Consider the following 23,586-nt stretch of genomic DNA (forward strand, 5'->3'; position numbering starts at 1 on the left):
ACGTTCTCGCGGTGTCGGTGCTCTCGTGGTGCCAACGTACTAGACGGATGGCGCACCGGTGCCGCACACGAGGCACCGCCGGGTCGGATGATGGGAGGACGCTGACCAGGAGCATGCCGATGCAGACCATCAGGGTCATCGTCGCCGACGACGACGAGTCGATCAGGAACACCTTGGCCGCCATCCTCGAGACCGACGAGCGCTTCGAGGTCGTCGCCGAGGTCCCTGACGGGTACGCGCTCGTCGACGTCGTGGCCCAGCTGCGCCCCGACGTGGTCCTGCTCGACGTCCACATGCCCGGTGGTGGCGTGGCCGCGGCGCGAGCGTTGCTCGCCGGCCCCCCGGTGGTCGTGGTCGCGGTGTCGGGCGAGACCAGCCCCCGCACCGTCGGCGACCTGGTGCGGGCCGGCGTGCGCGGCTACCTCGCCAAGGGGCGAATCGGCCCCGGGTTCCCCGACCTGGTGGCGCGCTGCCACCAGGGCGAGGTGCTGCTGGCCGTGCCGACGGCCGCCGAGGCGATGCGCCGCCTCGCCCTGGAGCACTGAACCACCCGCGCACACCCAATCGCGCCGTTCACCACTCACGCCCTCCGAGACAGGGCCAAGATGAGCACCATGCTCCCCGGCTACCTGCAGCGCGCCACGACGGGCCTGATGCTGCTGCGTCCCACCCCCGGCCAGGTCGACGTGGTCGACGTCAACCGTGCCGCGGCCACCCTGCTCGACAACCAGCCCGGAGAGATCGCCGGACGACCTCTGGGCGACTGCTCCAGCCTGCGGGACGTCGCCGAGGTGAGCGACGCCGCGAGGAGGATCGCCGACGGCGGCTCCCCGCGGTGGCAGACGGAGGTCGACCTCGCCACCAGCGGGCGGCGGCGGGCGGAGATCACGCTCACGCCTGCCGGCGACCTCGGCGACGGCCTGGTGCTCGCGCAGGTCACCGACCGGACCCGGGAGCGCCAGCTGCGCGAGCAGCTCGCCCAGTCCCGCCGGATCACCCGGGGTTCGCTGGAGGAGGCCATCTCCGGCTACCTCAGTGCCGCGAGCCACGAGCTGCGGACCCCGCTGTCCAGCGTCGTCGGGTGCACGGAGGTGCTGCTGGAGGGCAGCGCCGGGGGGCTGACCGAGGCCCAGCACGACCTGCTGACCAGCGTCGACCGCAACGGTCGTCGGCTCCAGTCCCTGGTGGTGGACCTGCTCGGCCTCGCCGCCGCGGATGCAGAGTCGCTGGTCATGGAGCGCGAGGGCGTGACGCTGCGCGGTGTCGTCGACAGGACCCTGACCGCCATCGACCCGGCGATGAGCGGGCGGGGCGTGGACGCCCAGGTGCACTGCGCCGATCCCGGTCCCGTCGTACGCGGGGACCGGCCACAGCTCGACCGCCTGGCCCACCACCTGGTCTCGCACGCGCTGGCGTCGACCCCGGACGGTGGACGGATCACCGTCGACCTCGGTCACGACGGCACCGACTGCGTGATGGTCGTGACCGCCTCCGGGCCCGGGACGCCTCCGGCCGGGCTCGGTCTCTCGGTCGCACGCTCGATCGCCGCCGCCCACGGCGGTTCGCTCGCGCACGCGGCGACCGACAACGGCGGCTCCACGCTGACCGTGCGCCTGGTCAGCGCCTGACCCTGCCGGGCGCGTCCTCGGTGACGACCGGGTCCTCGGTCCTGGCGCCGGGAGCCGGCTCCGGCAGCCACAGCCGGACCGTCGTGCCCCCCTCGTCCCGGGACTCGATCTCGAGGCCGCCTCCGGCGATCGCCGCTCGTTCGCGCATCCCGGCGATGCCGAGGTGTCCCGGCCGGTGACGCAGGCCCGCCGGGTCGATGCCGACGCCGTCGTCGGACACAGTGACCTCGACGCCCCGCGCCGTCCGCTCCAGGCCGATCCGGACCCGGTCCGCGCCGGCGTGCTTGCGCACGTTGACCATCGCCTCCCGGGCGATCCGGTAGGCCGTCACCCGGATGCCCTCGGGCACGTCGACCTCTGTGTCCCCCTCCACCGACCAGCGCACCGCGTCCTCGAGGACGTACGCCGCCGCGTCGGCCAGCGCGTTGGCGAGGTCGGTCCGCTGCGCCGGTGACTCGAGGTCGAAGAGCAGGTGGCGCAACCGGTCGGTAGCGTGGCTGACGGACTCTCGGACCCCCTCGAGGGTGGGCAGCAGCTCCGGGGCGCTCCGCTCGACCTCCCGGCGGAGCAGCAGCATCCTCAGCTCGACTGCCGCGAGCGCCTGCACGGAGTCGTCGTGGACGTCGGCCGCGATCCGCGATCGCTCCTCCTCCTCGGCCTGGACCAGCCGCTCGAGCAGCGCCTGCCGCTGGTCGGCGAGCTCCTGCAGCGACCGCTCCGCCTCCAGGCTCTCGGAGATGTCGCGCTGCACGGTCGCGAGCAGCCACGGTTCCCCGGTGCGGGGGTGCAGCATCACGAAGCTCGCGATCGCCACGGGGGTCGGCGGCCCGCCCCGCAGGTCGCGCAGCGTCGACTCCCCCTCCCAGTGGCCGCGGGTCATGACGGCCGGCTGCTCGATCTCGAGCGAGGCCCGCAGGCCCTCCTCGGTGAGGTAGTCGGCGATGGTCGTCGTCGTCACGTCCGCGTCCGGCTCCAGACCGACGATCCGGCGCCCCGCCGGGTTGACGTAGACCACGCCGCCGTCGGTCCCGGCGATCGCGATGAAGTCGCTGGATGCGTCGACGAGGGCACGGAAGCGCTCGAGCTGGAGCTGCTGGTCGGCGATCTCGAGGCTGGCGGACCTCCGGTCGGTGTTCAAGGTCACGAACGCCCGGACGATCGCGACCACCACCCCGGCCACCGCGAGCATCGGGGTCAGGACCGGGACGGCCGGATCGGGCTCGACCACCAGGGTGATCACGCACACCAGGGCCAGCCCGGAGGGCACGAGGAGGGTGACCTCCCGGTCGGAGGCACGTCGGCCGCCGCGACCGGTGATCCAGGGCGTGAGCGCGATCAGGGCGGTCGCCGCCAACGAGAGCGCCGCCAGCGGGGTGCCCGGTCGGTAGGTCCCCGCCGCCACCCGGTAGAGGAACACCACGTCCACGACCGCGAGGGCGACCACCCCGAGCCCGAGGACCAGCAGGCGGGGCGAGGGCCACCATCCCGATGCCGCCAGGAGGGCGGCCACCATCATCAGGAGGGCGACGTCCACCAGCGGGTAGGCGAGGTTGGTGACGACGACGTCCGTCGGGGTGCCGCTGACCGTGAGTGCGACGAGCGTGTCGTAGAACAGCGCGAAGACGACGGTGGCGACGGTCAGCGCCCCCACCAGGCCGTCCAGGGCGCGGATGACCGACAGCCGCGGTGTGTCGACGCGCAGCAGCAACGTGACGGCCACCAGCAGCGCGGCACTGCTCGCCAGCCAGCACAGGTCGGCCACCGACGGGTAGGGCACGGGATCCATGCGTCGCACCACGGCGAGGTAGACGACGAAGCCCGCCGAGCGGAGCACGACGGCGGCGGCCAGGACCGACCAGAGCAGTCGTCGGTGCTGCCGGGTGGCAGGTCGCAGCACCGCGGCCACCGCGGCGAGGACGTAGGCGGTGCCCTGCAACCAGCCGTCGAGCAGGACGTCGAACCCCGGCTCCTGCCGGACACCGGGCAACGTCGAGACCGTGAAGAGCACGACCGCGAGCAGCAGCGCCGTCAGCGTGATCCGGGCCGCGCGGAGGCCACCGGCGGGGCTGGTCGGACGGGCCTCCCCCATGTCACTCCCAGGTCGCAGTCGCGCGACGGACGCGCCGGATGCTGGTCGATGCTAGCCGCCCGGCGCGTCACTCCCGCGCTCGTGCCGCGGGACGAAGTCGTCGGGCTCGCGCTCGATCATGTAGTTGCGATCGGCCTCGACGCCCTCGACCGTGCTTCGCAGCCAGCCCTCGTCGTCGGTCTGGATGTCACGCTCGGCGAGCTGGTCGCGGAGGTACTGGACCAGGTCGTCCTCGGTGCCGGCGTCGTGGGCCACGGAGGTGGCGTCGACGGCGGCCTGGAGATCTGCGTCGTAGCTGGCCATGGCCTCAGCGTAGGTGCCCGGCGGTGCTCCCGGGCTCCAGCCGTGCGCCCCGCGGGACCCGCTCCCCCGCGGCGACCGCGCTGTCTCGACCGACGAGCACGATGTCGGCGCTGTCGTCGAGGTCGGCGTCCGCCGATCCGACCCGGGCACCCTCACCGATCCGGGAGTGCTTGTCGACGATCGCGCCGGCCACCCGCGCGTCCTCCGCGACCACCACGTCGGCGAAGATCACCGAGTCACTGACGTGGGCACCCCGGTGGACCACCACCCCGGGGCCGAGCACGCTGCGCTCCACCCGTCCACCGACGACGCAGCCGGAGCTGACCAGGCTCCCGGTGACCTGGGCGGTGTCGAGCAGGCGAGCAGGTCCGCGCTGGGTGTGGCGCGTCAGGATCGGCCACGCGGGGTCGTTGAGCACGCCGGCGTCGTCGGCGATCAGCTCCTGGTGCGCCCGGAGGTAGTAGTGGGGCTGACCCAGGTCGCGCCAGTAGCCCGCCAGCGGAAGGGCGTGGGTGTGCCCGCGCTCGACGAGGCGCGGGAGCAGGTGCTCCCCGAAGTCACCCAGCCCCGAGTCGCCCTGCTCGGCGTCGGGCCCCAGCTCGCGGTGCAGCTGCTCGAGCACCTCGACGAGGACGTCGGGCCGGTAGGCGAAGATCTCGGCCGCGACCAAGCCGCTGTCGGGGTCCTCGGGCTTGTAGTCGACGCCGACGACGCGGTCCCCGTCGAGGGAGACGACGGCGTGGTCGGGAGCGTCGGCCACTGGGACCTCGGTCGTGACCACGGTGCACTCGGCCTCGCTCGCGAGGTGCGCGTCGACCAGGTCCGCGAAGTCGTAGCGGTAGACGTGGTCGGCGCTCATCACCAGCAGCACCTCGGGACCGGACTGCGCGATCTGGTCGCGGACCCGGTAGAGCTCGTCGGCATTGCCACGGGCGAAGCCGTCCTCGTCCGCCCCGCCGGTCCCCTCCTCCGGCATCAGCAGCCGCAGCCCGCCACGCGTGCGGTCGAGGTCCCACGGCCGGCCGTTGGCGACCTGCTCCTCGAGGGAGGTGCCGTGGTACTGGACCGAGAGCCACACGTGGTCGATCCCGCTGTTCGACAGGCTGGACAGGGCGAAGTCGACCAGCTGGTAGACCCCGGCGACGGGCAGCGCGGGCTTGGGCCGCTCCCGGGTCAGGACGTCCATCCGGTTGCCTGCACCGCCGGCCTGGATGATCGCCAGCACGCTCGTCCGTCCCATGGCCCGATGGTGGCAGATCGGCGGACCCCCCGCGCCGGCCCGCTCAGCCGAGCAGGACCAGACCGGCGAGGGCGACCAGCCAGCTGGCGAAGCTGCCCACGAGGAAGTACTCGGTCAGGCGGTGGATGCGCTCCTGGTCGCGCCGCGACTGCAGCTCGGGGAACCGCAGCAGGCCCTTGGCCGCCACCACGATGCTCGCCGCGGTCACCTGGCCTGCGAGGCCCAGGCAGACGATGAAGAGCCGCTCCATCGGGCCGAGCAGCCGCCCTCCCTTGAGACGGGTGCCCGGGTCGCTCGGGGTGCCGTGGCGGGCGGGGTTGACGGTGTGGGTGGCGGCCAGGACCAGCCTGACGAGCACGTTGCCGGTGCTCAGCTGCACCAGCAGCACGCCGAGGAGCAGCATCGCTCGGTCGGCGTCGTAGTCGTCGAGCACCGTCAGCGAGGTGCCGTCGAGCCACGTCGCCACGAGCCCTCCCGCCGGACCGGCCGCGCCCGAGACGAGGAGCAGCACGGTGAGTCCGGAACCGAGGACGACCAGGGGCACCCATGGCGGCCCCTGGCCCAGCCCCCAGGTCACGGTCTGCCCCCAGGCCAGCACCACGGCCACGACGAACGCCAGGGCGAGCAGGTCGCCGGGGCCGGTGAGGTCGGCCGCGAGGGCGAGCAGCACTGCCGCCGCCGAGCCGAGGACCTCGGGCAGGACGCGGCTCGGACGCACCGAGAAGACGAGGTCGGTGACGCCCACGCCGACCAGCAGCAGCCCGATCCAGCTCACGACACCACCTCCTGCATCCTCGCGTCGGCCTCGACCAGCGCGGCCAGCCCGTCGGCACGCACCCGCTGCGACACCGCAGACGCGCTGATCTCGAGGGCGGCCGCGATCGCCCGCTGGGTGCTGCCCGCCAGCAGACCACGCAGCACCGACAGCGAGCGGTCCGACAGGCCGCCCACCATCTCGTCGCGCAGCAGCAGCAGCGCGTCGAGCAGGGCGGGATCGGGTCCGGCCGTCCCCTCGGCCCGACGGAAGGCCGTGCGCCGGTGGCGCGTCGCAGCCCGGCCCTCGGCCCGCTGCACGGCATGCAGCGCGTCGCGGGCCGCCCACCACCCGGGGCCGTCCTCGACCCGGGGCCGCTCCTCCAGCACGGTGACCTCGCCCCACCCGAGGCCGTGCCGGACGTCGGCCTCCGGGGCGAGCGCCAGCCGCAGCCGCAGCGTGGCCCGGACGGCGTCGCCAAGAGCGGCGAAGGCGCCCTGGTACTCGTCACCGACCGTGATGCGCAGCGGCGTCACCGGCGCGTACGCCTCGTTGACCTCGTCGAGGGCTCGGGAGAGACGACCGTGGAGCACTCCCCGGTCGTCGGCCCGCCGGGAGCGGACCACGTCACCGATCAGCGTGGATACAGGCATGGGCTTCACCTCGCGAGAAGTGTAGCAAATACCTAACTATTCCACGAGATGAAGGCTCCCGCTTCTCAGTTGAGAATCCGCATGGTGGCCGGGAGCCCACCTCCGGCGTGCACGTCCTCGACCAGCTCCTGCAGCGCGGTGAGCGCCACTCGCTGGGCGTTCGGGCCGTACGACACCCGCGCGACCCCGAGCTCCTCCAGCCGCGCGAGCGGCAACGAGCCCGGGACCCCGATGAGCGTCAGGCGTTGCGGACCGAGGGCGTCGACCAGGGTCGTCACCTGCTCCTCGTCGAGCCTGCCCGGGACGAAGACCACCGGCGCACCCGCGTCGAGGTACGCCCGCCCGCGCTCGACGGCATCGGCGAGCACCTCGCCCGGGTCGCGGTCCCCCGCCTTAACGAAGGCGTCGGTCCGGGCGTTCAGGACGAAGTCGGGCACCCCCTCGGCCGAGGCGGCGGCCATCATCGCCTCGACCTGCGCGGCGGCCTCGGCCAGCGGCTTCATCTGGTCCTCGATGTTGGCGCCCACGATGCCGAGGCCGACGGCGCGCCGGATCGTGTCGGGTGCGTCGCCGTAGCCCGCCTCGAGGTCGGCGCTGACCGGCAGGTCCACGGCCTCCACGATGCGGCGGCACATGTCGAGCATCTCGGCGACGGGGATGTTCTCGCCGTCCTCGTAGCCCAGCGTCGCGGCGATCGAGTGGCTCGCGGTCGCCAGGGCGGTGGTGCCGGGCACGTCGGCCACGACCTTGGCACTGATCGCGTCCCACACGTTGACCACGGTCAGCAGGGTCGGGTCGCGATGGAGCTGCAGGAAGTCCGAAGCCGTCATGTCGCGATCCAAGCACGCGAGCCCGCGTCCCGTCAGCCCCCGGGAGCTGCCGGATCACGCGCCGGCAGCTCGCCGAGGCGCGCCAGCCCGACGGCGCCGCCCACGGCCAGCAGGAAGCCGAGCGCCGCGACCGGGCCCCAGCCGGGGCGCGACTGGTCCCCGAGCAGCAACAGACCCACCAGGGCGGGGAGGACGGTCTCCCCCACGACCAGCGGGGCCGTGGCCTGGGTGACCGAGCCCCGCTGCAGCGCGACCGAGTACGCCAGCATCGCCAGCACGCCGGCGACGACGATCGCGTACGCCGCCGGGCTCCGCAGCAGGATGTCGACCGAGTCCCGGAGACGCTCGAGGGAGAGGTCCTGCGGAAGCATCCGGGTCGCCACGGAGGTCGCTCCGAAGGCCAGGCCGGCCACCGCGCCCAGCGCGACGGCTCCCCGCGCCCCGGGCCACCGGCCGAGGGGGACGGCGAGGACGACGAGCAGCAGGGTCGCCGCCAGGACACCCCACTGCTCCAGGTCGCTGACCGCGACGGTGCGGTCCTCGGCCGCGGAGGCGGCGACCAGGACCAGACCGACCAGCACGACGGCGAGAGCGCCCCGGTCGCGCCTGGTCAACGGCATGCCGAGGAAGAGCGCACCGAGGACCGCGGTGACGGCCAGGAAGCTCGCGACCACGGCCTGCACGACGAAGAGCGGGAGCACGCGGACGGCGACCAGGGTGAGCACGAAGCCCAGCCCGTCGAGGCCCACGCCCAGCAGGTAGCGCCAGGAGCGGACCAGCCGCCCCAACAGGCGTGGGTCGAGCCCCGCCACCGACTCGGTGCCGCGGGCAGCGACGGCCTGGAGCACCGACCCGGCGCCGTAGCAGAGGGCCGCCGCGAACGCCGTCAGCAGGGCGAGCAGCACGGGCCGACGCTAGCGGACCGACGGCGATCCCCGGGATGCCCCATACTGACCTCGTGGCGAGCGGCCCCGCGCCCACGCGCCGGCCCTCGATGACCGACGCCGTCGACGCCTGCTTCTTCGCCTTCTCCGGTGCGGCAGCCGCCTGGTTCGCGTACGTGCTGCTGCGGGAGGGTGTCAGGCCCGGCTGGCCCTCCCTCCTGCTGGTCGTCTTCTGGGTCTTCTTCACCTACCTGGTGCTCCCCCGCCTGCACCGGATCCTCACGAGGATCTACCTCCCCGGGTACTTCATCGGCCGGACGCGCACGAGCGACGGGCTGCTCGGAGACCCTGTCAACCTCGCCCTGCACGGACGCGAGGACCAGGTGCACGCCGCGATGTCAGCCGCCGGCTGGACCCGTGCCGACGACCTCGGTCTCCGGTCCGGGCGCGAGATCGTGGTGCGGACGCTGCGTCGCCGCAGCTATCCCGCGGCTCCGGTGAGCCCGCTGCACCTGTTCGAGCGGCGCCAGGACTTCGCCTACGAGCAGGAGGTCGAGGGCAGCCCCTCGCGCCGTCACCACGTGCGGTTCTGGCGCTGCCCCGACGGCTGGCTGCTCCCCGGAGGCTTCGCGGCGGGCTGGCTCGCCGCGGCGACGTACGACCGCAAGGTGGGCGTGTCCCTGTTCACCCTCCAGATCACCCACAAGATCGACGAGAACACCGACGTCGAGCGGGACTTCGTCGTCAGCACCGTCACCGGGTCGGTGCAGGAGGTCGAGGTCGAGGTCCTCGAGCACTTCTCCTCCGGCTACCACGCGCGCAACGGCGGCGGTGACCGGATCCGTACGGACGGGAGCCTCCCGGTGCTGGACCTCAAGAAGGTGGGCGCGAGCGAGCAACCGACGGTCGAGGCGGCCGCGGTCCGTCGCGACCGGCTGCCCGCCTCGACGGTGACGGGCGCCGCGATCGCACTCCTGCGGGCCGTCGTCTACGCCTCGGTGGTGGTCGCCCTGCTGGTGGATCCGCAGCAGACGCGCTACCTCGGGGAGCTGGGCCTCTCGGCTGCCGAGGTGCGTGACCTGGCACCCGTGCTGGCGATCGGGATCGGACTGGCGGCCGTCATCGACGGTGGCCTCGGGCTCGCCGTCCTGGCGGGTCGCAACTGGGCGAGGCTCTCGCTGATGGCGGTGTGCTCGGCGACCGCCGTCACCGCCTTCCTCGCCACCGTCGGGAGCGACGGGCGCCCGATCGGGCTCGGCAGCCTGCCGAGCCTGGGCGGGAGCATCCTGGTCCTGCTCGCGCTGTCCAGCCCCAGCGCCCGCGAGCACGCCGTGCGTCGCCGGTTCACCGGAAACGGGCCATCCCCGCCCGATCCTCCGACGCTAGCGTCCGCGAACCGGAGACAGGACTCAGCAGCATGACCGACACAGCCGAGCAGCGCGGCCTGAGCCGCCCCCTCCCCACCGACGACCGTGGACCGGACCGGTTCGCCACCGGCATGTTCCTCGCCGCGACCTTCGTGGCCGTCATCGCCGTCGTGCCTCCGTGGCACCGCTACTTCCTCGAGCCCGCCGACCCGGTGTCGCTGCTGCTCATCCCCATCGTTCCGAGCCTGGTCTACGCCGCGCTGCTGCTCGTGATGGGCGTCGCGCTGCGCCGCCGCCTGCGCGCCGCCTGGTGGATCCTGCTCGGCTGGTGGCTGGTGGTCCCGGAGATCGGTCGCGTGCTCGCGATCGTCGAGGGCGAGGACGTCGTGCTGGCGTCGGTCGGCCTGGTGAGAACGGCGTACTCCGAGCTCGTCGACCCGGTCGACCAGCGGGAACGCCTGGTCTCCCAGTCGCTGCTCGCCGCGGCCGGGGACGCGGAGGCGATGCAGGTCGACGAGGACTTCCTCGAGGCCCTCGAGCACGGCATGCCCCCCACCGGCGGCATGGGCCTGGGCGTGGACCGGCTCGTCATGAACCTCACCGGCCTCAGCATCCGCGACACCATCCTCTTCCCGCTCGTGAAGCCGGTCACCGACCCATGACCGAGACCACGGTCCGCGGGAGTGCTCGTCCGTCCGTCTCGGTCCCCACCCTCGCGGCCATGGTCGTCGGGCCGATGGTGGGCGGTGGCGTCTTCACCCTCCCCGGCAGCTTCGGGGCAGCCACCGGGGTGCTCGGCGCCCTGGTCGCCTGGACGGTCGCGGGCCTCGGCATGCTCATGCTCGCCCTCGTCTTCCAGTCCCTGGCCGTGCGACGACCGGAGCTGGACAACGGCATCTACGCCTACGCCCAGGCGGGCTTCGGGAGCTACGCAGGTTTCAGCTCGGCCTGGGGCTACTGGGCGAGCAACGTCGCCGGCAACGTCTTCTTCATGGTGTTCGCGATGGCGAGCCTCGGGCAGTTCCTGCCGGGACTCGGTCAGGGCAACACCCTGCTCGCCGTGGTCCTGGCCTCCGTCGGGGTCTGGACCTTCCACGCCCTCATCGCCCGGGGCGTACGCCAGGCCGCGGTCGTCAACCGCATCGTGACGGTCGCCAAGCTGCTGCCCATCCTGGTGTTCGTCGTGCTGACCCTGGTCGCCTTCGACGCCGGGACCTTCGCCGACAACTTCTGGGGCGGCGAGTCCGCCGACCTCGGCTCGATCTTCGACCAGGTCACCGACACGATGCTGGTCACGACCTTCGTCTTCCTCGGGATCGAGGGGGCCAGCGTCTACTCGCGGCTCGCCCGGCGCCGGGAGGACGTGGGCCGCGCGACGGTCCTCGGCTTCCTGAGCACGCTCGCCCTCTTCGCGTCGGTCACCCTGGTGTCCTACGGCGTCCTGCCGCAGCACGACCTCGCCGCCGCCGAGCAGCCGGCGATGGGAACCGTGCTCGAGTCGGTGGTGGGGAGCTGGGGCGCCACCCTGATCGACGTCGGGGTGATCGTGTCCGTGCTCGGCGCGTACCTCGCGTGGACCCTGCTCAACGCGGAGGTCATGTTCACGCCCGCGCGGATGGAGGTCATGCCGCGGTTCCTGGCCAGGGAGAGCGGCAACGGCACGCCCATCGCGGCGCTCGCCCTCACGACCGTCTCCGTGCAGGCCTTCCTGCTGCTGGTGCTGGTGGTCGACGACGCCCTCGACTTCATGCTGAAGCTCGACACCGCGCTCACGCTCGTGCCGTACCTCTTCGCGGCGGCGTACGCAGTGAAGCTCGCCGTCACGGGCGCCACCTACGGCCCCGGCCAGGACCGCCCCCGACGTCGCCAGCTGCTCATCGGCGGCGCCGCGGTCGTCTACTCCGTCTACCTGCTCTACGCCGCAGGCCCGGAGTACCTCCTGCTGGGGTGTCTCGTCTACGCGCCCGGGACCCTGCTCTTCGTCCGCGCCCGGCGCGAGCACGGCGCCGAGCGCGTGTTCCGACCGGCCGAGGCCGTCGCCTGCGCCGCCCTGTGGGTCGCAGCCGTGCTGGCCGTGGTGCTGCTGGTCACCGGCGTGCTCGAGGTGTGAGCCGCACTCATCCCCAGAAGACCCGGTCGACCACGGCGTGCGTACGCCGGGTGCGGCGGAGGTAGTCGTTGACCATCTCGTCCGAGCCGCCCGGTGGGTAGCCGACCGTGATCGAGACGGCGGCCTTCTCGCGGGTGTCGCGCGGCAGCTGGTCGGCCGCCTTGCCGCGCACCAGGGTGATCGCGTTGCGGATCCGGCTCACGCTGCGCCAGCCGCCGGCCAGCACCCGGGCGTCGGCGTCGGCCAGGAGCCCGGCCTCGCGGGCCGCCTCCAGCGCCTCCAGGGTGCGGGTCGTGCGCAGTCCGGCCACCTCCGCGCCGTGGCGCAGCTGGAGGAGCTGCACCGTCCACTCGATGTCCGCCAGGCCGCCCCGCCCCAGCTTGAGGTGGGTGTTGCGGTCGGCGCCTCGCGGCAGTCGCTCGGTGTCCACACGCGCCTTGATCCGCCTGATCTCGACGACGTCCTCCTGCTCGAGGCCCCCGGCGGGGAAGCGCAGCGGGTCGATGAGGTCGGTGAACCGACGCCGGAGGTCCTCGTCGCCGACGACCGCGTCGGCCCGGAGCAGCGCCTGGGCCTCCCAGACCCGCGACCACTTCGCGTAGTAGGCGGCGTAGGAGTCGAGGCTGCGGACCAGCGGCCCCTGCTTGCCCTCGGGCCGGAGGTCCGCGTCGACGGTGAGCACCGGGTCGGGCCCGGGGGCGGCCAGCAGCCGCCGCAGCTCGTTGGCGACCGCGATGGCGTAGCCGCTGGCCTCCTGGGGGTCCGCACCCGGTCGCGGGTCGTGGACGAACAGCACGTCGGCGTCCGAGCCGTAGGCCAGCTCGAACCCGCCGTACCTCCCCATCGCGACGATCGCCATGGCCGTCGGTGCCTCGTCGGTCCCCCGCTGGCTGCGCACCGCCCGTTCGGCGACCTGCAGCGTCGCCTCGAGGGTGGCGTCGGTGAGCCGCGACAGCCCCATCCCCACTGCCGCCACGTCCGTCTCGCCGAGCAGGTCTCCCGAGGCGATCCGGAGCAGCTCTCGGCGCCGGATCGCACGGATGCCGCGGACGGCGTCCTCGGGCACGGTGTGCCGGCTGCCCGTCGCGGTCATCTCGGCCGTGAGCGCCTCGGCCGAGAGCGGCGCGAGGTCCTGGCCCAGCATCCGGACGCCCTGTGGCTCGCGCTCGAGCAGGTCGGTGGCGTAGCGGGAGGTGGCGAGGATCGTGGCCAGCCGCTGGGCCACCTGCCCCTCGTCGCGCAGGGTCGCGAGGAACCACGGCGTGCCGCCGAGGTGGTCGCTGAGCCGCCGGAAGCCGAACAGGCCCGCGTCGGGGTCGGGACAGTCGGCGAACCACTCGAGCATCGCGGGCAGCAGCGTGCGCTGGATCGCCGCGGCCCGCGAGACCCCCGCGGTGAGCGCTTCGAGGTGGCGCAGCGCGGCCCGGGGGTCGGCGTACCCCAGCGCGGCCATCCGGGCGCTCGCCTCCTCCGGCGAGAGCCGCGCCCCCTCGCCGGGGATCCGCGCGACGGCGGCGAGCAGCGGCCGGTAGAAGAGCTTCTCGTGCAGCCGACGCACCTCGCGGCGGTGGTGCTGCCACTCCCGGTCGAGCCCCGCGACCGCGTCGGTGAAGTGGCCCATGCTGCGCCCGAGCCGGCGCAGCGCCACGTCGTCCTCCGGGACCACGTGCGTGCGCCGCAGCTGGTGGAGCTGGATCCGGTGCTCGAGCGTGCGGAGGAAGGCGTACGCCTCGTGCAGCGCCTCGCCGTCGGGGCGGCCGACGTAGCCGCCGTGGGTCAGCTCGGCGAGCGCGCTCAGCGTGGTCGGGACCCGCAGGCGCTCGTCGGTCCGCCCGTGGACGAGCTGCATCAGCTGGACGGCGAACTCCACGTCGCGCAGGCCGCCGGACCCGAGCTTGAGCTGCCGCTCGGCCTGGTGGGCCGGGATGTGGTCGAGCACCCGGCGGCGCATCGCCTGGACGTCCTCGACGAAGCCCTCCCGCTGCGACGCCTGCCAGACCATGGGCGCGACCATGGCGGCGTAGTCGCGGCCGAGCTCGAGGTCGCCCGCGACGGGCCGCGCCTTGAGCAGCGCCTGGAACTCCCAGGTCTTGGCCCAGCGCTCGTAGTAGCCCCGATGGCTGGCCAGGGTGCGCACCAGAGGCCCCGACTTCCCCTCCGGCCGGAGGTTGGCGTCGACCTCCCACAGCGTGCCCTCCGGCGTGTGCTCGGAGCAGGCGCGCATCAGGTGGCCCGCGAGCTGCGACGCGACCCGGGCGGCGACGTCCTCCTGGGCGCCCTCGACCGGCTCGAAGACGTAGATGACGTCGACGTCGGAGACGTAGTTGAGCTCGTGGCCGCCGCACTTCCCCATCGCCACCACGGCGAGCCGGGCCTGCCTGCTGTCCTCCCCCACGATGCCGCGGGCGATCGCGAGGGCCGCGTCGAGCGCGGCAGCCGCCAGGTCGGACAGCTCGGCGGCGGTGTCGTCGACGCCCTGGTCGTGCGCCAGGTCGCGCGCGGCCAGGCGGAGCAGCACGCGCCGGTACTCCACCCGCAGGGCGTCGAGCGCCTCGGCGCGGGGCAGCGTGGCGAGCGGCATCGGATCACACGGGTCGGCCCCCACCGCGGCCAGCAGTCCCTCGCGAACGGCGAACAGCGGCGCCCGGGTCGAGCCGAGGGTCGGGTCGGTCAGCTCCTGCCACTGCTCGGGGTGCCGGACCAGGTGGTCGGTCAGCGCCGTGCTCATCCCCAGCACCGACAGCAGCCGCATCGCCGTCCCCTCGTCGTCGGCCACCTCGGTGAGCATCGCGACCGGGTCGGGAAGGGCCTCGGCCACCCGCAGCAGTCCGGACAGCGCGAGGTCGGGATCGGCGGTGCGGCCGAGCAGCGGCACCAGCGGGTCGGCGCGTTCCCCCAGCTGGTCGAGCAGGGCGGTGGCCCGGTCGGTGTCGGTGAACCCGGCCCGGACCAGCACGCCCCGGCTGCGGTCGGGCCTGCTCATCGCGCGAGCTCGGCGAAGCGGGTCGCGAGCGGGCGCCACGCCGCGTCGAGCTCGGCCCGGGCACCGTCGATGTCCGCGATCACGGCCGCCTGGTCGATGCCGCGCTCGAGGTGGTCGTCGCGATCGCCGGCCGCCCACGAGGCGACGACCGGCCCGTCGACCTCGGGGTGCAGCTGCACGCCCCACGCGCGTGGTGCGAAGCGGGCCACCTGCAGCTCGCCCGCGTCGGTCCGGGCGAGCGCGACGGCGCCCTCGGGGAGGCCGGTCACCACGTCGCTGTTCCACTGCACGCCCCGGACCGGCCCCAGGCCGGCCACGAGGTCGTCGTCGGCGGCCTCGGGCAGCCAGCCCACGTCGTACAGCCCGACCTGCTGGCCGCGGGGGTTGCGCTCGACGGTCCCGCCCAGCGCCGAGGCGACCAGCTGGTGACCGAGGCAGATCCCCAGCAGAGCCTGCCCGGAGGCCACGCTGGAGCGCACCAGCTCCTTGACCGGGCCGATCCAGTGGTGGAGCTCGTCGTCGTCGGCCCCCATCGAGCCGCCCAGCACCACGACGGCGTCGTACGCCGGGAGCCCGGCCGGACCGGGCAGCTCCTCGCCCGCCCACGGCCGGCAGACCTCGAGCCCGGCACCGGCGTCCTCGAGCCAGGTGCCGAACAGGGCCGGCGGGCACTCGGCCTCGTGCTCCACCACCAGGATGCGCGTCACGCACCCAACCTATCCGGGCCCGTGCTCGCTAGATGACCGGCAGCATCCGGTCGCGCTCGAACGGCGAGACCTGGACGCGGTACTCCTCCCACTCCTTGCGCTTGTTGCGGAGGAAGAAGTCGAAGACGTGCTCCCCGAGGGCCTCGGCGAGGAGCTCGGAGTCCTCGGCGATGCTGATCGCCTCGTGGAGGGTCTTCGGGAGCGGGTCGATGCCCAGGCTCTGCCGCTCGCGCTCGGTGAGCGACCACATGTCGTCCTCGGCCTCGCGCGGGAGCTCGTAGCCCTCCTCGATGCCCTTCATGCCCGCGGCGAGCACGACGGCGTAGGCGAGGTAGGGATTGGCGGCGGCGTCGAGGGTCCGGATCTCGATCCTGGTCGACTGGCCCTTGTTGGGCTTGTACATCGGGATCCGCACCATGGCCGAACGGTTGTTGTGGCCCCAGCAGACGTAGGGCGGCGCCTCGTCGCCGGCGAGCAGTCGCTTGTAGCTGTTGACCCACTGGTTGGTGACCACGCTGATCTCGCTCGCGTGGCGCAGCACACCGGCGATGAACATCCGAGCGGTCTTGGAGAGCTGGTACTCCGCCCCGGCCTCGAAGAACGCGTTCTGGTCGCCCTCGAAGAGGCTGACGTGGGTGTGCATGCCGCTGCCGGGGTGGGTGGTGAAGGGCTTGGGCATGAAGCTGGCCCAGATGCCCTGGCTGAGCGCCACCTCCCGGACCACGGTCCGGAAGGTCATGATGTTGTCGGCGGTCGAGAGCGCGTCGGCGTAGCGGAGGTCAATCTCCTGCTGGCCGGGGCCGCCCTCGTGGTGGCTGAACTCCACCGAGATCCCCATCGACTCCAGCATCGTGATCGCCTCGCGGCGGAAGTCCGAGCCCATCGACTGCGCGGTGTGGTCGAAGAAGCCGCTGCGGTCGACCGGCACCGGCTCGCCGCCCGGCTCGGGGGTGTTCTTGAAGAGGTAGAACTCGATCTCGGGGTGGGTGTAGTAGGTGAAGCCCTTGTCGGCCGCCGCCGCCAGGTTGCGCTTCAGGACGAAGCGCGGGTCGGCGTACGACGGGGAGTCGTCGGGCATCACGATGTCGCAGAACATCCGTGCCGTGGCCGGTCCCTCACCGCGCCACGGGAGGATCTGGAACGTCGACGGGTCGGGCTTGGCGAGCATGTCGGACTCGTAGACCCGGGCGAAGCCCTCGATGGCCGAGCCGTCGAAGCCGATGCCCTCCTCGAAGGCGCCCTCCAGCTCGGCCGGCGCGACCGCGACCGACTTGAGGAACCCCAGCACGTCGGTGAACCACAGTCGTACGAACCGGACGTCCCGCTCCTCGAGAGCCCGGAGCACGAAGTCTTCCTGCTTGCCCATGGGGCCACTATGTCTCACCCCTGTGTCCGTGATGTTTCCGGCACGCGAGGAGGTCGCCACGACGGCGTCGGCGGTGGACGCGTGGTGCCGTCGGGCGCCGATCCGGTGCTACGTTCGCCGGACTGTCCAGTCCCACCTCGGGCCCGCTCACACGGGAGGGATGCTGACCATGCACGACCGCGCCTCGAACATCCGGGAGGACGCCCACGACGTGGGGAGTCCACGGCCGCCGGACGACTTCCTGCTCCGTCACCTCGCCGAGGAGACCCGGGCCCGCGCCCGGACCTCCCCCGCGTCCGCCTCCCCTGCCCACGGGGCCGATCCCGGCCTGCTCGAGGCGCTGAGCGGGGCGGTGGCCGAGCTCGGGGACTCGCTGCTGGAGGCGAGCCACGACCTGTCGGCCCACCCGGAGGTCTCCTTCGAGGAGCACCGCTCGGCGGCGGCGCTGGCCGACCTCGTCGAGTCCCACGGCATCGAGGTGGTCCGCGGCGCCCACGGCCTCGACACCGCGCTGCGTGCGGAGGTGGGTGACTCCGGACCGACGATGGCCGTGCTGTCGGAGTACGACGCGCTGCCCGGCATCGGGCACGGCTGCGGCCACAACGTCATCGCCACCGCCGGCCTCGGGGCGTTCCTGGCCCTCGCGGCCGTGCGCGACCGGCTGCCGGGCCGGGTGGTCTGGCTCGGGACCCCGGCCGAGGAGGGCGGCGGCGGCAAGGAGCTGATGGCACAGCAGGGCGCCTTCGACGGTGTGGACGCCGCGCTGATGGTGCACCCGTTCACCTTCGACATCGCCGAGCCGGTGTTCCTCGGGCGCCGTCAGCTGCGCGCGACGTTCACCGGGATCACCTCGCACGCGTCGGCCCAGCCGTTCATGGGGCGCAACGCCCTCGACGCGGTCAACCTGATGTACACCGGCGTCGGCCTGCACCGCCAGCAGCTGCCGCCCACGGACCGGGTGCACGGCGTCGTGACCGCGGGCGGCGAGCGGCCCAACGTGATCCCCGAGCACGCCGAGATGCTGTTCTACCTTCGCAGCGAGTACCCCGAGAGCCTCGCGGTCCTGAGCGAGCGGCTGGCCGACATCGCCCGCGGCGCCGCGCTGATGACGGGCTGCGGCGTCGAGCTGTCGTGGGACGAGGCGCCGCCGTACCTCCCCGTCCGCGGCAACCGGCCGCTCGCGGCCAGCTGGACCACCCGGTACGCCGAGCGCGGCCGGGTCGTCCTCGCTCCCGACGTGGTGCCGCGGATGTTCGCCGGCTCCACCGACTTCGGCAACGTGTCCTACCGGGTGCCGGGAGTCCACGCGATGGTGAAGATCACCGACGAGGACCTCTCGCTGCACACCCGTGACTTCGCCGACGCGGCGGTCACGCCCGAGGCCGACCGCGTGGTGCTGGACGCCGCGTACGCCCTGGCGGCCGTGACGGCCGACTACCTCTCCGACGCCGACCTCCGTGCGGCAGCGGCCGCGGACTTCGAGGCGGCCGGCGGAGCGGTCGACGTCCCCTCCTACTTCGAGCGCAGGTGACCCCCCGATGACCCAGACCGCCATGGCCCCCACCCGCACCGACCGGCTGCTCGCCGGCGTCGAACGGCTCGGCAACAAGCTGCCCGACCCGTTCCTGCTGTTCCTCGGCCTGTTCCTGCTCGTCGGCGTGATCTCCACGGCGCTCGAGCTCGCCGGCACGACCGTGACCATCCCCGGCACCGACGAGCCCACCGCGGTCCGCGGGCTGTTCACCGGCGAGGGCCTGACCTGGCTGACGGTCAACCTCGGCCCGAACTTCATCGGCTTCCCGCCGCTGGTCACCGTGGTGACGATCCTGCTCGCGGTGACCGTCGCGGAGCGGACCGGCATGCTCGGCGCCGCGATCAGGGTGAGCCTCGGGTCGGCGCCGCGCTGGCTGCTCCCGTACGCCGTCGGGCTGGTCGGCGTGACCGCCTCCGTGATGGCCGACGCCGCGTTCATCGTCGTGCCCCCGTTGGCGGCGATGGTCTTCAAGGCGGCCGGCCGCCACCCGATCGCCGGGCTGGTCGGCGGGTTCGCCGCCGTCGGCGCCGGCTACTCCACCTCGCTGGTCGTCACCAGCCTCGACGCCCTGTTCGCCGGCATCACCAACGCCGTCACGACCAACCTCCCGAACGCGGGTGCGACCGTCACGCCGGTCTCGAACTACTACTTCAACGTCGCCGCATCGGTCGTGCTCGCAGTCGTCGCCGGCTTCGTCATCGACAGGATCGTCGAGCCGCGGCTGGAGCGGGAGGACGCCCCTCGCGAGATGGTGGAGAGCGACGACACGGTCGACGGCAGCACCGCTCCCGCGGCGCGCGACGACGAGGACGTCGCACCTGCGCTGCGTACCGGGCCGGGCGACCTCGCGCCCGAGCTAGACGCCGCCGAGCGCCGGGGCCTGCGGATGGCCGGCGTCGCCTTCCTCGTGCTGTCCGCGGTGATCCTGGTCGCGGTCCTCCCGTCCGGCTCGCCCTGGCGCAACGAGGACGGCGCGTTCCTGCCGGAGTCACCGCTGCTGGACTCGACGGTGTTCATCGTCTTCGTGCTGTTCCTCGGACCGGCCCTGGTCTACGGCTACGTCAGCGGGTCGCTGAGGGAGTCGGCCGACGTGCCGAAGGTGATGGCGCTGGGCATCAAGGACATGGCGGCGTTCATCGTGCTGGCGTTCATGCTCGGCCAGTTCATCGCGCTGTTCAACTGGACCAACCTCGGCTCGGCCCTCGCCGTCTCCGGCGCCAACGGGCTGGAGTCGATCGGGCTGACCGGCTATCCGGCGATCCTCGGCTTCATCCTGCTGGCCTCCGTGCTCAACCTGTTCATCGTCAGCGGGTCGTCGATGTGGACGCTGATGGGAGCGGTGTTCGTGCCGCTGTTCGCGCTGCTCGGCTACGAGCCGGGCTTCGTCCAGGCGGCCTTCCGCATCGGCGACTCGGCCACCCAGGTGATCACGCCGATGAACCCCTACATCTGGATCTTCCTGGTGATGCTCAAGCGCTACGAGCCCGAGGCCGGCCTGGGGACCGTGATCGCGCGGATGCTGCCGTTCGTGGTGCCGTTCTGGCTGGCCTGGGTGGTCGTGCTCTCGGTGTTCTACTTCGGCGGGCTGGACGTCGGGCCGGGCGTGGGGATCCGGATCCCCTGACGGAGTCGCCCACTGCTCAACCGGCTCGCCAGAACGGCAGGTCGGCAGCGGCGTCCACCGTCTCCCCCGGCGTGGTCACGTCGACGCGGGGATCGTTGGCGATCGCGAACAGGGTCTCCGTCGAGATGGGCATGCCCAGGTCGCGTGGGTCGCCGGTGATGGCGGGTCCGGCGTAGAAGAGCAACGCGGCGGACTCGCCCTTGTCCACAGCGACGTAGACGACGCCGGGGTCCTCCTCGGGCGCCTCGGCCTCCCACAGCAGCGTGCCCTGGTCGGTCCGCACGCATCCGGCGAGGAACTCGGTCGCTTCCGCGTCGCAGTCGACCATCGCCTCGTCGAGGCCCGTGCCCACCGCCACGACCAGCAGGTCCCCGTCGTACTCCCCGTCGGAGCCGTAGCGCAGCTCGGCCCCTACTCCTCCCGAGGTGAGCTCCTCGGCGGCGTCGCGCTCCCGCTCCGCCGAGTCCGGAGTCCCGGCGTGCTCGGCGGCCACGAGGGCGAGCACTCGTGCGGTGACGGGCACGCGATCTCCCCCGCTGCCCTCGGCCGAGGATGCCTGGGTGTCGCTGCCGCAGCTGGTCAGTGCTGCGGTCATCAGGACGGCGGCGAGGAGCGGAAGCGAACGCCTCCGTACCCTGCTGGTGGTCGGCGCGAGCATCACCGGGCAAGGCTCGCACAGCGGGCCCCCGGGCTCGGGGAATCGCCTACTCGAGTCGTGGTCGGTGTCGGATCCAGTCCTGGGCTGGTCTGCCTGGTCCGGGTGGTGGCAACCGCAGGTCCTTGCGCCTGGCGTCATGACGCCGTGCGGATCGATTCAGGCCTGCTGGAGACGTGGACGACGAGCGGCTGTGGGAGCGCCTCATCGAGGCGCTCGACGCGTGGGCGTCTGCCCACCAAGTCGGCGCCGGGGAGATCGAGGTGGTGGTCCCCGACGACGTCGACCCGGACCGTCGCGTCCTGATCGTGATGACCCCGGACCAGTGGGACGACATGGCAACGGTCATGTGGGGCAACGTCGACTCCGCGGTCGACGGCGTCATGCGCACGCTCTCCGCGCTCCGGCCGGACGAGCGGTACGCGGTGTACCACCAGTACGCGCTGCAGCCGTCCGCCGCACCGACGCTCGCGAAGCCCCGGACGCCTGACCTCGAACCGGGAGACGACGGCGGTCCGCCTGTCGGGCCGCCGCGTCAGGGTCGCTGGGTGGCGCTCGATCGCGAAGGCCGCGTCGCCGGTCGGTTCCCCGATCCGCCAGGCCCCGCTCAGCACACCGACCAGCACCCTCGGTGGTCCGGTGCGGGCGGTAGACGAACGGGCGAACGAGCATTCGTCCGCTGGCTCCACGCTGGGAACGTGGCGCCCGAACGCGTGGTGCCCGTTCGTCGACGAGCGGAGGAGCGGGTCTCAGGCGATCGCCGCGGGCCAGCGGTGCGCCCGCCACTCGCCCCACGTCGCGAACCCCGCCGGCGGGGCGTCGACGGGTTCACTGCCGTCGAGCTCACCTGCCGTGGGCACGTCGAAGTGGGCTGCCCAGGCGTCGAGCTCCTCCTCCGACATGTGCCACGTCGTGTGGGACGCCTCGGACAGGCGCCGGTCCAGTCGCTCCCGCTGCTCGGTCGGGGTGAGCTCGAAGTAGTGCAGCTCCACCGTTGCGCCGAGGTCCGCTGCTGCCTGCCGCAGGGCGGAGCGCTCGTCGCGACTCCACAGGCCGAAGTCGATCACCACGTCGATGCCGAGCTCGAGGGCGCGCAGACCGACCTGGATCAGCCGACCCTCGATCACGTCCTGCGCCGACGACGGGTTCTGCCATCCGTAGAGGGCCTTCACCCACTCGTCCTTCGTGAGGCGAAGAGCCTTCCGCTCGACCTCGAGGCGTCGCGCAGCCGTGGTCTTCCCGGTGCCCGGCAGTCCCACCGTCAGGAACAGCGTCGGCTGCCTCATCCTCACCTCCGGTCCTGAGGGCCCGGTCCCGATCCTGCCTGATGGCCGGCCTCGCGCCGAGCTGCTGGCGCCCGAACCGTCACCGCTCAGGAAGGTGGTCCTCCGCCTCGTGGCGCACCCAGAGGCAGGCGACGACGTCGTCGGCGTCAGCCGAGACGAAGAGCTGGAAGTGGCGTCGTCCGCGCCGGTCCGTGACGGCACCGAGGCGAAGGACCTCCGCTCCGCACCGGCCGAGGTCGATGAGGGCCTCCTCGAACCCCCCGTGCTCCAGCCCGATGGCTGCGACGTGCCGTGCTCGCCGCCGGTAGATCGCCATCAGGTCGGCAGTGGCCACTTCACCCTCGTACACCTCGAAATCGGCACCGCCGTCGAGCGCTTCGGCGCATGCCCGAGATGCCACGTCCTCACGCAGCAGCGCCCTGATGAGCGCGCCCCTCTCCATGGGCCCATCATCCCAGCGAGCCGCCGGTCTGGTGCCACCCTTCCGTCGCGTCTACGCTCCCGGGACCTGTCACCGTCTTCTGGCACCTGCCGCCCGGGGAGATCCGATGCCCGTCACCGACAACAACGCCCACGCTCGCTCCGTCCTCGACGGCACCTGCTACGTCGTCCTGGCCACCGCGGACGCGGGCGGCAGCCCCTGGGCCACGCCCGTCTGGTTCGCCCACGACGGGCTCGACCGCCTCTACTGGCTCTCCTGGCCCGGGTCGCGGCACTCCCGGCTGGTCGAGCACCGGCCCGAGGTCGCGCTCACCGTCTTCGACACCAACGCCGTGCCGAACGAGGGGACGGCCTTCTATGCGACGGCGCGAGCCCGCCAGTGCCCCGACGAGTGGCTCGACGACGGCCTGGCCGTCGTGAACCGGCGATCGCTGGCACAGGGGATCGGCGAGTTCACGCGCGAGCGCGTCACGGGCGGGGCCCGCCTCCGGCTCTACGTCGCCGAGATCATAGACGCCTGGGTGCTGGACCAGGACGCCGACGTCGACCAGCGAGCGCCGGTCCGGCGGTGACCTGCTCGGCAGCAGCCGTCACGCCCTCGAGGACGGCTCGGCGACGCTGATCCGTACGTCGACGCCGCCCTCGACGGGTCCGGTGAGCCCGCCCAAGGCACCGACGAGCACGCCGATCATGACCAGGGAGCCGATCGGGGCGCCGTGGTGGGACGGTGGCCTCGTGCGTTGCCAGGCATACCACTCGCTGCGGCGGAACCGTTCCAGCCCGGCCAGCGCCACCGCCGTGGTCGCGAGGGACAGCGCGGCGAGGGCCGCGCCGTCGGGGTCGTGGGACGCGAAGATCCCGACCAGGTCGACGAGTGCACTCAGCACCAGCACGACGACAGCCAGCACGACCCGGACCGTGCGGGCGCGGACGACGCCGGCGGAGACGTAACCCACGACGAGCGAGCCGAGGACGACGGACACGAGGATCGAGACCTCGTCGTCGAGCCGGCCGCCCTGCCCGACAAGCAGCACCGCCTGGCCCACCAGCGACGCGCAGGCGACCACCCAGATCGACCTCGGCACCGGCGGGGTCGCTCCGGCCTGCGCGACTCTCCCGTCGACCTTCACCG

General features: G+C 72.9%; 23 protein-coding genes and 1 pseudogene. 9 read left to right on the forward strand and 15 right to left on the reverse strand.

All coding sequences use genetic code 11. The annotated features are described in order from the left end of the window. Window positions 1-119 precede the first annotated feature (119 nt). Together EXE57_RS04030 and EXE57_RS04035 are read left to right on the forward strand one after the other, a co-directional pair. A complete protein-coding gene (locus tag EXE57_RS04030) occupies window positions 120-545 on the forward strand; it encodes a response regulator (protein WP_167305813.1) in 426 nt (141 codons plus the stop codon). Between the two features lie 60 nt (window positions 546-605). After that, a complete protein-coding gene (locus tag EXE57_RS04035) occupies window positions 606-1,628 on the forward strand; it encodes a sensor histidine kinase (protein WP_135074242.1) in 1,023 nt (340 codons plus the stop codon). On the opposite strand, the gene EXE57_RS04040 is transcribed toward EXE57_RS04035, so the two are convergent. From EXE57_RS04040 to EXE57_RS04070, 7 genes are all read right to left on the reverse strand, one after another. Beyond that, window positions 1,618-3,717: a PAS domain-containing sensor histidine kinase gene (locus EXE57_RS04040; protein WP_135074244.1), complete on the reverse strand. Its 2,100-nt coding sequence runs from the start codon at window positions 3,715-3,717 to the stop codon at window positions 1,618-1,620. The two genes, EXE57_RS04035 and EXE57_RS04040, sit on opposite strands and share 11 nt — an antisense overlap. A 51-nt stretch (window positions 3,718-3,768) precedes the next feature. Then, the gene (locus tag EXE57_RS04045) at window positions 3,769-4,020 is read right to left on the reverse strand and encodes a hypothetical protein (RefSeq protein WP_135074246.1); all 252 of its coding nucleotides are present in this window, start codon (window positions 4,018-4,020) and stop codon (window positions 3,769-3,771) included. Between the two features lie 4 nt (window positions 4,021-4,024). Next, on the reverse strand, window positions 4,025-5,260 hold the full coding sequence (locus EXE57_RS04050) for a glucose-1-phosphate adenylyltransferase family protein (protein WP_135074248.1): 1,236 nt from the start codon (window positions 5,258-5,260) through the stop codon (window positions 4,025-4,027). A gap of 43 nt (window positions 5,261-5,303) precedes the next feature. Next, window positions 5,304-6,035, reverse strand: a complete 732-nt coding sequence (locus EXE57_RS04055; RefSeq protein ID WP_135074249.1) for a type 1 glutamine amidotransferase family protein — start codon at window positions 6,033-6,035, stop codon at window positions 5,304-5,306. Beyond that, on the reverse strand, window positions 6,032-6,667 hold the full coding sequence (locus tag EXE57_RS04060) for a SatD family protein (RefSeq protein ID WP_135074251.1): 636 nt from the start codon (window positions 6,665-6,667) through the stop codon (window positions 6,032-6,034). The genes EXE57_RS04055 and EXE57_RS04060 overlap by 4 nt, the downstream gene beginning before the upstream one ends. A gap of 65 nt (window positions 6,668-6,732) precedes the next feature. After that, window positions 6,733-7,497 carry an isocitrate lyase/PEP mutase family protein gene (locus EXE57_RS04065; protein ID WP_135074253.1) on the reverse strand — a complete coding sequence of 255 codons (765 nt, stop codon included), beginning with the start codon at window positions 7,495-7,497 and terminating at the stop codon, window positions 6,733-6,735. Between the two features lie 32 nt (window positions 7,498-7,529). Continuing rightward, window positions 7,530-8,402 carry a hypothetical protein gene (locus EXE57_RS04070; RefSeq protein WP_135074255.1) on the reverse strand — a complete coding sequence of 291 codons (873 nt, stop codon included), beginning with the start codon at window positions 8,400-8,402 and terminating at the stop codon, window positions 7,530-7,532. A gap of 53 nt (window positions 8,403-8,455) precedes the next feature. Between EXE57_RS04070 and EXE57_RS04075 the strand changes: the two genes are divergently transcribed. The 4 genes and pseudogenes from EXE57_RS04075 (at window position 8,456) to EXE57_RS04085 (ending at window position 11,858) form a co-directional block, all read left to right on the forward strand. Continuing rightward, complete coding sequence (locus EXE57_RS04075) at window positions 8,456-9,802, forward strand: LssY C-terminal domain-containing protein (protein ID WP_244246982.1); 1,347 nt, start codon at window positions 8,456-8,458, stop codon at window positions 9,800-9,802. After that, a pseudogene (locus EXE57_RS20310) lies at window positions 9,799-10,074 on the forward strand (hypothetical protein); the annotation flags it as partial. The gene EXE57_RS04075 and the pseudogene EXE57_RS20310, both read left to right, overlap by 4 nt. A gap of 60 nt (window positions 10,075-10,134) precedes the next feature. After that, the gene (locus tag EXE57_RS20120) at window positions 10,135-10,410 is read left to right on the forward strand and encodes an amino acid--tRNA ligase-related protein (protein ID WP_341869449.1); all 276 of its coding nucleotides are present in this window, start codon (window positions 10,135-10,137) and stop codon (window positions 10,408-10,410) included. Window positions 10,411-10,469: 59 nt separating this feature from the next. After that, window positions 10,470-11,858, forward strand: coding sequence for a basic amino acid/polyamine antiporter (locus tag EXE57_RS04085; protein WP_244246983.1), 1,389 nt, complete (start codon window positions 10,470-10,472; stop codon window positions 11,856-11,858). 7 nt (window positions 11,859-11,865) lie between these two features. Here the strand turns inward: EXE57_RS04085 and EXE57_RS04090 are convergent, their stop codons facing one another. Genes EXE57_RS04090 through EXE57_RS04100 form a run of 3 tightly spaced genes read right to left on the reverse strand, consistent with a single transcriptional unit; the run spans window position 11,866 to window position 16,914 of the window. After that, window positions 11,866-14,841, reverse strand: coding sequence for a bifunctional [glutamine synthetase] adenylyltransferase/[glutamine synthetase]-adenylyl-L-tyrosine phosphorylase (locus tag EXE57_RS04090; protein WP_135074261.1), 2,976 nt, complete (start codon window positions 14,839-14,841; stop codon window positions 11,866-11,868). Beyond that, window positions 14,838-15,548 carry a type 1 glutamine amidotransferase gene (locus EXE57_RS04095; RefSeq protein ID WP_135074263.1) on the reverse strand — a complete coding sequence of 237 codons (711 nt, stop codon included), beginning with the start codon at window positions 15,546-15,548 and terminating at the stop codon, window positions 14,838-14,840. Before EXE57_RS04095 ends, EXE57_RS04090 begins: the two co-directional genes overlap by 4 nt. 28 nt (window positions 15,549-15,576) lie before the next feature. After that, window positions 15,577-16,914: a glutamine synthetase family protein gene (locus EXE57_RS04100; protein WP_135074265.1), complete on the reverse strand. Its 1,338-nt coding sequence runs from the start codon at window positions 16,912-16,914 to the stop codon at window positions 15,577-15,579. A gap of 169 nt (window positions 16,915-17,083) precedes the next feature. On the opposite strand from EXE57_RS04100, the gene EXE57_RS04105 reads away from it, so the two are divergent. Together EXE57_RS04105 and EXE57_RS04110 are read left to right on the forward strand one after the other, a co-directional pair. Next, window positions 17,084-18,445, forward strand: a complete 1,362-nt coding sequence (locus EXE57_RS04105; protein WP_135074267.1) for a M20 family metallopeptidase — start codon at window positions 17,084-17,086, stop codon at window positions 18,443-18,445. Window positions 18,446-18,452: 7 nt separating this feature from the next. Then, entirely contained in the window at window positions 18,453-20,072 is a 1,620-nt protein-coding gene (locus tag EXE57_RS04110) for an AbgT family transporter (protein WP_135074269.1), read from the forward strand. 16 nt (window positions 20,073-20,088) lie between these two features. Here EXE57_RS04110 and EXE57_RS04115 read toward each other — a convergent pair whose 3' ends face one another. The 4 genes from EXE57_RS04115 to EXE57_RS04130 all read right to left on the reverse strand — a co-directional run bounded on the left by EXE57_RS04115 (window position 20,089) and on the right by EXE57_RS04130 (window position 22,455). Then, window positions 20,089-20,667 carry a hypothetical protein gene (locus EXE57_RS04115; protein WP_135074271.1) on the reverse strand — a complete coding sequence of 193 codons (579 nt, stop codon included), beginning with the start codon at window positions 20,665-20,667 and terminating at the stop codon, window positions 20,089-20,091. Between the two features lie 197 nt (window positions 20,668-20,864). After that, window positions 20,865-21,416, reverse strand: a complete 552-nt coding sequence (locus EXE57_RS04120; RefSeq protein WP_135074273.1) for a hypothetical protein — start codon at window positions 21,414-21,416, stop codon at window positions 20,865-20,867. 60 nt (window positions 21,417-21,476) lie between these two features. Then, complete coding sequence (locus EXE57_RS04125; RefSeq protein ID WP_135074275.1) at window positions 21,477-22,013, reverse strand: P-loop nucleotide/nucleoside kinase family protein; 537 nt, start codon at window positions 22,011-22,013, stop codon at window positions 21,477-21,479. 79 nt (window positions 22,014-22,092) lie between these two features. Then, window positions 22,093-22,455 carry a hypothetical protein gene (locus EXE57_RS04130; RefSeq protein ID WP_135074277.1) on the reverse strand — a complete coding sequence of 121 codons (363 nt, stop codon included), beginning with the start codon at window positions 22,453-22,455 and terminating at the stop codon, window positions 22,093-22,095. A 106-nt stretch (window positions 22,456-22,561) separates the two neighbouring features. On the opposite strand from EXE57_RS04130, the gene EXE57_RS04135 reads away from it, so the two are divergent. Beyond that, entirely contained in the window at window positions 22,562-23,026 is a 465-nt protein-coding gene (locus tag EXE57_RS04135; RefSeq protein WP_167305814.1) for a pyridoxamine 5'-phosphate oxidase family protein, read from the forward strand. A gap of 18 nt (window positions 23,027-23,044) precedes the next feature. Here EXE57_RS04135 and EXE57_RS04140 read toward each other — a convergent pair whose 3' ends face one another. Then, window positions 23,045-23,584, reverse strand: a complete 540-nt coding sequence (locus tag EXE57_RS04140; RefSeq protein ID WP_135074281.1) for a hypothetical protein — start codon at window positions 23,582-23,584, stop codon at window positions 23,045-23,047. Window positions 23,585-23,586 lie beyond the last annotated feature (2 nt).

It is taken from the genome of Nocardioides euryhalodurans, assembly GCF_004564375.1.
GTDB lineage: Bacteria > Actinomycetota > Actinomycetes > Propionibacteriales > Nocardioidaceae > Nocardioides > Nocardioides euryhalodurans.